Annotated in this window: 7 protein-coding genes; 6 read left to right on the top strand and 1 reads right to left on the bottom strand. The window is 51.4% G+C overall.

Going from position 1 to position 6661, the window contains the following annotated elements:
* Positions 1-296: 296 nt before the first annotated feature.
* Positions 297-869 (bottom strand): D-glycero-beta-D-manno-heptose 1,7-bisphosphate 7-phosphatase, encoded by a 573-nt coding sequence (gene gmhB / locus BEB54_RS08680; RefSeq protein WP_001140174.1) that lies wholly within the window; start codon positions 867-869, stop codon positions 297-299.
* 187 nt (positions 870-1056) lie between these two features.
* Between gmhB and metN the strand changes: the two genes are divergently transcribed.
* The 6 genes from metN (at position 1057) to proS (ending at position 6644) form a co-directional block, all read left to right on the top strand.
* Positions 1057-2088, top strand: coding sequence for a methionine ABC transporter ATP-binding protein MetN (gene metN, locus BEB54_RS08675; protein WP_000593991.1), 1032 nt, complete (start codon positions 1057-1059; stop codon positions 2086-2088).
* A complete protein-coding gene (locus BEB54_RS08670) occupies positions 2081-2734 on the top strand; it encodes a methionine ABC transporter permease MetI (protein WP_001294600.1) in 654 nt (217 codons plus the stop codon). The genes metN and BEB54_RS08670 overlap by 8 nt, the downstream gene beginning before the upstream one ends.
* A 39-nt stretch (positions 2735-2773) precedes the next feature.
* Positions 2774-3589 carry a methionine ABC transporter substrate-binding lipoprotein MetQ gene (gene metQ, locus BEB54_RS08665; protein ID WP_000874224.1) on the top strand — a complete coding sequence of 272 codons (816 nt, stop codon included), beginning with the start codon at positions 2774-2776 and terminating at the stop codon, positions 3587-3589.
* A 117-nt stretch (positions 3590-3706) separates the two neighbouring features.
* Positions 3707-4111: an Rcs stress response system protein RcsF gene (gene rcsF / locus BEB54_RS08660; RefSeq protein WP_001202329.1), complete on the top strand. Its 405-nt coding sequence runs from the start codon at positions 3707-3709 to the stop codon at positions 4109-4111.
* Positions 4108-4815, top strand: a complete 708-nt coding sequence (gene tsaA, locus BEB54_RS08655; protein ID WP_032183252.1) for a tRNA (N6-threonylcarbamoyladenosine(37)-N6)-methyltransferase TrmO — start codon at positions 4108-4110, stop codon at positions 4813-4815. Before rcsF ends, tsaA begins: the two co-directional genes overlap by 4 nt.
* A 110-nt stretch (positions 4816-4925) precedes the next feature.
* Positions 4926-6644: a proline--tRNA ligase gene (gene proS, locus BEB54_RS08650; protein WP_001260696.1), complete on the top strand. Its 1719-nt coding sequence runs from the start codon at positions 4926-4928 to the stop codon at positions 6642-6644.
* Positions 6645-6661 lie beyond the last annotated feature (17 nt).

Raw genomic sequence — 6661 nt, 5'->3', positions numbered from 1 at the left:
TTTTTCGTCTTGCGACGTTAAGAATCCGTATCTTCGAGTGCCCACACAGATTGTCTGATAAATTGTTAAAGAGCAGTTGCGACGCGGCTTTCAGCTCACTGTCGCGAGGTGGCGTATATTACGCTTTCCTCTTTCAGAGTCAACCCTGAATTTCAGGATTTTTCTCTTCAACCGAACCGGCTGTTTGTGTGAAGTGATTCACATCCGCCGTGTCGATGGAGGCGCATTATAGGGAGTCGTTTCAGGAAGACAAGCGGAAAAATGCATTTTTATTTCAACCGCTCATCTTTTAATCATTACGCCGGTTTTTGCTGCTTTTTTATCGCTTGCGGCAGGTCTGCCAGGCTATTTAACACCCAATCCGCCGCGTTTTCTGCTTCAGGCGTAATAGGTTTTCCCGTACGCACCAGCACTTTTGTTCCCACGTTCGCCGCAGCCGCTGCCTGCATATCTTCTAATTTATCGCCCACCATATAAGAAGCGGCCATATCAATATGCAAATAATCGCGTGCTGACAAAAGCATCCCCGGATGTGGTTTGCGGCAGTCGCAGACCTGGCGAAACTCTTCAACACTACCCTGCGGATGATGCGGGCAATAATAGATACCATCCAGATCGACATCGCGGTCCGCCAGCGACCAGTCCATCCACTCGGTCAGCGTTTCAAACTGTGCTTCAGTAAATTTACCGCGAGCAATGCCAGACTGGTTGGTTACTACCACCAGCGCAAAGCCCATTTTTTTTAGCTCGCGCATGGCGTCAATAACACCGTCGATAAATTCAAAGTTGTCGATCTCATGGACATAGCCGTGATCGACATTAATGGTGCCATCACGGTCAAGAAAAATTGCGGGTACGCTCTTCGCCACCTTTTATAGCTCCTTAATAAGGCATGTGACGCTAGTATCGCATGTTTCGACCTGCAAGAAAGTGCTCTTCGCATAAACCTGATTGATTTAGACGTCTGGATGCCTTAACATCCATTTCATTGACGGCTTTGACCGTTTCAGGCATTCGAAATGCCACGACTAACTTAATGACGATAATAAATAATCAATGATAAAACTTTCGAATATCACCAAAGTGTTCCACCAGGGCACCCGCACCATCCAGGCGTTGAACAACGTCAGCCTGCATGTGCCAGCTGGACAAATTTATGGCGTTATCGGTGCCTCAGGCGCGGGTAAAAGTACGCTTATCCGTTGTGTAAACCTGCTGGAGCGCCCAACCGAGGGTAGCGTGCTGGTCGATGGTCAGGAACTGACCACGCTGTCAGAATCCGAGTTGACCAAAGCTCGCCGCCAGATTGGTATGATTTTCCAGCATTTTAACCTGCTCTCTTCGCGCACTGTTTTTGGCAACGTGGCACTGCCGCTGGAGCTGGACAACACGCCGAAAGACGAGATTAAACGTCGCGTGACAGAATTACTGTCATTGGTTGGTCTTGGCGATAAGCATGATAGTTACCCGTCTAACCTTTCCGGTGGGCAGAAACAACGTGTGGCGATTGCCCGTGCGTTAGCCAGCAATCCCAAAGTATTGCTGTGTGATGAGGCCACCAGCGCGCTGGACCCGGCAACAACACGTTCTATTCTCGAACTGCTGAAAGACATCAATCGTCGTCTGGGTTTGACGATTCTGTTGATCACCCACGAAATGGACGTTGTGAAGCGCATTTGTGATTGCGTGGCGGTGATCAGTAATGGCGAGTTGATCGAGCAAGACACGGTAAGTGAAGTGTTCTCGCATCCGAAAACGCCGCTAGCGCAGAAGTTTATTCAGTCGACCCTGCATCTGGATATCCCGGAAGATTATCAGGAACGTCTGCAAGCGGAACCATTCGCTGACTGCGTGCCGATGCTGCGTCTGGAGTTTACCGGTCAATCGGTCGATGCCCCGCTGCTTTCTGAAACCGCGCGTCGTTTCAACGTCAATAACAACATTATTAGCGCGCAGATGGATTACGCCGGTGGCGTTAAGTTCGGCATCATGCTGACTGAAATGCACGGCACACAACAAGATACGCAAGCCGCCATTGCCTGGCTGCAGGAACACCATGTAAAAGTAGAGGTACTGGGTTATGTCTGAGCCGATGATGTGGCTGCTGGTTCGTGGCGTATGGGAAACGCTGGCAATGACCTTCGTATCCGGTTTTTTTGGCTTTGTGATTGGTCTGCCGGTTGGCGTTCTGCTTTATGTCACGCGTCCGGGGCAAATTATTGCTAACGCGAAGCTGTATCGTACCGTTTCTGCGATTGTGAACATTTTCCGTTCCATCCCGTTCATTATCTTGCTGGTATGGATGATTCCGTTTACTCGCGTTATTGTCGGTACATCGATTGGTTTGCAGGCAGCGATTGTTCCGCTGACCGTTGGTGCAGCACCGTTTATTGCCCGTATGGTCGAGAACGCTCTGCTGGAGATCCCAACCGGGTTAATTGAAGCTTCCCGCGCAATGGGTGCCACGCCAATGCAGATCGTGCGTAAAGTGCTGTTACCGGAGGCGTTGCCAGGTCTGGTGAATGCGGCAACTATCACCCTGATTACCCTGGTCGGTTATTCCGCAATGGGTGGCGCAGTCGGTGCCGGTGGTTTGGGTCAGATCGGCTATCAGTATGGGTACATAGGTTATAACGCGACGGTGATGAATACGGTTCTGGTATTGCTGGTCATTCTGGTTTATTTAATTCAGTTCGCAGGCGACCGCATCGTCCGGGCTGTCACTCGCAAATAACGTTCAACACAACATAAATAATTGAAGAAGGAATAAGGTATGGCGTTCAAATTCAAAACCTTTGCGGCAGTGGGAGCCCTGATTGGATCACTGGCACTGGTAGGCTGCGGTCAGGATGAAAAAGATCCAAACCACATTAAAGTCGGCGTGATTGTTGGTGCCGAACAGCAGGTTGCAGAAGTCGCGCAGAAAGTCGCGAAAGACAAATATGGCCTGGACGTTGAGCTGGTCACCTTCAACGACTATGTTCTGCCAAACGAAGCATTGAGCAAAGGCGATATCGACGCCAACGCCTTCCAGCATAAACCGTACCTTGATCAGCAACTGAAAGATCGTGGCTACAAACTGGTCGCAGTAGGCAACACGTTTGTGTATCCGATTGCCGGTTACTCCAAGAAAATCAAATCGCTGGATGAACTGCAAGATGGTTCGCAGGTTGCCGTGCCAAACGACCCGACTAACCTTGGTCGTTCACTGCTGCTGCTGCAAAAAGTGGGCTTGATCAAACTGAAAGATGGCGTTGGCCTGTTGCCAACAGTTCTTGATGTTGTTGAGAACCCAAAAAACCTGAAAATTGTTGAGCTGGAAGCACCGCAGCTGCCGCGCTCTCTGGACGATGCGCAAATCGCTCTGGCGGTTATCAACACCACCTATGCCAGCCAGATTGGCCTGACTCCGGCGAAAGACGGTATCTTTGTCGAAGATAAAGACTCCCCGTACGTAAACCTGATCGTAACGCGTGAAGATAACAAAGACGCTGAGAACGTGAAGAAATTCGTCCAGGCTTATCAGTCTGACGAAGTTTACGAAGCAGCGAACAAAGTGTTTAACGGTGGCGCTGTTAAAGGCTGGTAATTTTTAGGCTGTTTCCACAATTTGTAATATCATTCAGGACGGGCGCTTGCCCGTCTTGTCATTTTTACAAGCTCCTGATTCAATATTGACGTTTTGATCATACATTGAGGAAATACTATGCGTGCTTTACCGATCTGTTTAGTAGCACTCATGCTAAGCGGCTGTTCCATGTTAAGCAGATCCCCTGTCGAACCCGTTCAAAGCACTGCACCCCAGCCGAAAGCGGAGCCTGCAAAACCGAAAGCGCCGCGCGCCACGCCGGTCCGAATTTATACCAATGCAGAAGAATTAGTCGGCAAACCGTTCCGCGATCTCGGTGAAGTCAGTGGCGATTCTTGCCAGGCCTCCAATCAGGACTCTCCGCCGAGCATTCCAACCGCACGTAAGCGGATGCAAATCAACGCCTCGAAAATGAAGGCCAATGCGGTATTACTGCATAGCTGCGAAGTCACCAGCGGTACGCCAGGCTGCTATCGTCAGGCTGTATGTATCGGTTCTGCGCTTAACATTACGGCGAAATGAGCAGTTTCCAGTTCGAGCAAATAGGCGTTATTCGCTCGCCCTATAAAGAAAAATTCGCCGTTCCGCGCCAGCCAGGTCTGGTAAAAAGCGCCAACGGTGAACTGCATCTCATTGCTCCCTACAACCAGGCCGACGCCGTTCGCGGCCTGGAAGCGTTTAGCCATTTATGGATCCTTTTTGTCTTTCATCAAACAATGGAAGGCGGCTGGCGTCCGACTGTGCGTCCACCGCGCCTCGGCGGTAACGCCAGAATGGGCGTTTTCGCCACACGCTCTACTTTCCGCCCTAACCCGATTGGTATGTCGCTGGTAGAGCTGAAGGAAGTTATTTGTCATAAAGATAGCGTGATTCTGAAGCTTGGCAGTCTGGATCTGGTCGATGGGACGCCAGTGGTGGATATCAAACCGTATCTCCCCTTTGCCGAATCTCTTCCCGATGCCAGTGCCAGCTATGCGCAAAGTGCGCCAGTGGCAGAGATGGCGGTGAGTTTTACCTTAGAGGTCGAAAAGCAGCTTTTGACATTGGAGAAGCGCTATCCGCAGTTAACGCTGTTTATCCGTGAAGTACTGGCGCAGGACCCGCGCCCGGCCTATCGTAAAGGTGAGGAAACGGGCAAAACCTATGCCGTCTGGCTGCATGATTTTAACGTTCGCTGGCGCGTCACCGACGCAGGTTTTGAAGTCTTTGCGCTGGAACCGCGTTAAATTCACGCCCTTCTCTTTTGACATTTCTTTTGCACTGGTAAACTAAATCACTTTTTTTGTCCCAGGCTCGCCTTGAGCCTGCTCTACCTTCCAACTGGAACCGTAACAACATGCGTACTAGCCAATACCTGCTCTCCACTCTTAAGGAGACACCTGCCGACGCCGAGGTGATCAGCCATCAGCTGATGTTACGCGCCGGGATGATCCGCAAGCTGGCCTCCGGGTTATACACCTGGCTGCCGACCGGCGTGCGCGTTCTGAAAAAAGTCGAAAACATCGTGCGTGAAGAGATGAACAACGCCGGTGCGATCGAGGTGTTAATGCCGGTGGTTCAGCCATCTGAACTGTGGCAAGAGAGTGGTCGTTGGGAACAGTATGGCCCGGAATTGCTGCGTATTGCTGACCGTGGTGACCGTCCGTTCGTACTTGGCCCAACTCATGAAGAAGTGATTACCGACCTGATTCGTAACGAGCTGAGCTCTTACAAACAGCTGCCGCTGAACTTCTATCAGATCCAGACCAAGTTCCGTGATGAAGTGCGCCCGCGTTTCGGCGTCATGCGTTCCCGCGAATTCCTGATGAAAGATGCTTACTCTTTCCATACCTCTCAGGAATCCCTGCAGGAAACCTACGATGCAATGTATGCGGCCTACAGCAAAATCTTCAGCCGCATGGGGCTGGATTTCCGCGCCGTACAGGCCGACACCGGTTCTATCGGCGGTAGCGCCTCTCACGAATTCCAGGTGCTGGCGCAGAGCGGTGAAGACGATGTGGTCTTCTCCGACACCTCTGACTATGCAGCGAACATTGAGCTGGCAGAAGCTATCGCGCCGAAAGAACCGCGCGCTGCTGCTACCCAGGAAATGACGCTGGTTGATACGCCGAACGCGAAAACCATCGCGGAACTGGTTGAACAGTTCAATCTGCCGATTGAGAAAACGGTGAAGACTCTGCTGGTTAAAGCGGTTGAAGGCAGTAGCTTCCCGCTGGTTGCGCTGCTGGTGCGTGGTGACCACGAGCTGAACGAAGTTAAAGCTGAGAAACTGCCGCAGGTTGCAAGCCCGCTGACTTTTGCGACTGAAGAAGAAATTCGTGCCGTGGTTAAAGCCGGTCCGGGTTCACTGGGTCCGGTAAACATGCCGATTCCGGTAGTAATTGACCGTACCGTTGCTGCGATGAGTGATTTCGCTGCTGGTGCTAACATCGATGGTAAACACTACTTCGGTATCAACTGGGATCGCGATGTCGCTACCCCGGAAGTTGCGGATATCCGTAACGTGGTGGCTGGCGATCCAAGCCCGGATGGCCAGGGTACGCTGCTGATCAAACGTGGTATCGAAGTCGGTCACATCTTCCAGCTGGGGACTAAGTACTCTGAAGCACTGAAAGCCTCCGTACAGGGTGAAGATGGCCGTAATCAAATCCTGACGATGGGTTGCTACGGTATCGGCGTAACGCGCGTAGTAGCTGCGGCAATTGAGCAGAACTACGACGAACGCGGCATCGTATGGCCTGACGCTATCGCACCTTTCCAGGTGGCGATTCTGCCGATGAACATGCACAAATCCTTCCGCGTACAGGAGCTGGCTGAGAAACTGTACAGCGAACTGCGCGCACAGGGTATCGAAGTGCTGCTGGATGATCGCAAAGAACGTCCGGGCGTGATGTTTGCTGATATGGAACTGATCGGTATTCCGCACACTATCGTGTTGGGTGACCGTAACCTCGACAACGACGATATCGAATACAAATACCGTCGTAACGGTGAGAAACAGTTAATTAAGACCGGTGACATCGTCGATTATCTGGTGAAACAGATTAAAGGCTGATGCCAGAAAGGGTCCTG

The sequence above is a fragment of the Escherichia sp. MOD1-EC6021 genome, from assembly GCF_002965245.1.
GTDB lineage: Bacteria > Pseudomonadota > Gammaproteobacteria > Enterobacterales > Enterobacteriaceae > Escherichia > Escherichia coli_F.
Note: the sequence above shows the minus strand (reverse complement) of the source record. Positions and strands in the feature narration are given on the sequence as shown.